Raw genomic sequence first — 1,101 nt, 5'->3', positions numbered from 1 at the left:
CCATTCCACCAAATATATCCGTCAAGAAAATCACATAAAATAGAGTAATACACTGAGTATGAGCAGGAAATATTTTCCAATTATTTTAGGAAGTCATCAGGGGGTTACGCATTAGGAAGGCCTTACCGAGTGGAATTCATCAGAGTGACAATGAGAAAGAACCTAGGCAGAGGTCCTTAGGATCTATCATTTCCTTTGAAGAGTATAAGTTGAGCATGAGAAGCGAGTTCTTTCTAATGGGTAACCCCTGAGAAAGTCATCGAGCCAATAAGGAAGCTAGCGATTATTTCAGTACATTTGTCCTATATATATTCATAAAAGAGTAATAAGGTATGAGTAAGGAATGGAGACGGACGCTGCTTTTTCTCTTATTGATAGGGGCAATAGCCACAAGTGGAGCGGCACAGATGAAGGCAATCACACAAGGTGGGCAGGTGGTATTGCTCTACCCTGATGGCACTTGGCGATATGATTATGGGAACAATGGCAATGATGACTACAGCTGGGGTCGCGGCGATACCCAAGTAAATATAGATGCAGGTGCTACTGGAAAGCGGTTCGGTGCAATGATCGATGGCCGCCTATACTTTATCATCAACGACGGAGCACTGGAGGACTTTTATATTTATGACGAGCATGGCTTTGTCGCCTACTCTCTTCGCAACGGAATAGAGAGGGTTCCCTACAATTGGACTATACAGTACGACATTGGGAATGAAAGGAGGATCCGAAAATTGGGACCCTATGAATTCAAGTATGACTGGCGAACTGGCCAATTGGAGAAAGTGGGGAGTTATCAAATCGAATACCACTTCCACAATAATAAGGTGGAGCGCATCGGGCAGTACCGGATTGATTACGACTTCCGCACTGAGCGGCTTTCACAGTTTGGCAACATCCGCATCAATTATGACTTTATGACGGACGGCATAGAGAGTATCACCGGTCGCGAAGAGGGGGTGACGCTTTACCTACTCAGGGGGTAGATACACATTATATATAGGATCAGAGTTTTGGGGCGCCTTTTCGGACAAGTCGGACGGTTCGGACAGGTCAGACAAGTCGGACACTCGCTCTCCACTTGGACGGCCGAACTGTCCG

Annotated in this window: 1 protein-coding gene; it reads left to right on the top strand. The window is 45.8% G+C overall.

The window, feature by feature from the left end; all coding sequences use genetic code 11:
• The first annotated feature begins 332 nt into the window (after positions 1-332).
• A complete protein-coding gene (locus tag QVO39_RS07810) occupies positions 333-986 on the top strand; it encodes a hypothetical protein (RefSeq protein WP_021903695.1) in 654 nt (217 codons plus the stop codon).
• Positions 987-1,101: the final 115 nt, after the last annotated feature.

The sequence above is a fragment of the Porphyromonas sp. CAG:1061 genome, assembly GCF_000435035.1.
Taxonomy (GTDB): domain Bacteria; phylum Bacteroidota; class Bacteroidia; order Bacteroidales; family Porphyromonadaceae; genus Porphyromonas_A; species Porphyromonas_A somerae.
Note: the sequence above shows the minus strand (reverse complement) of the source record. Positions and strands in the feature narration are given on the sequence as shown.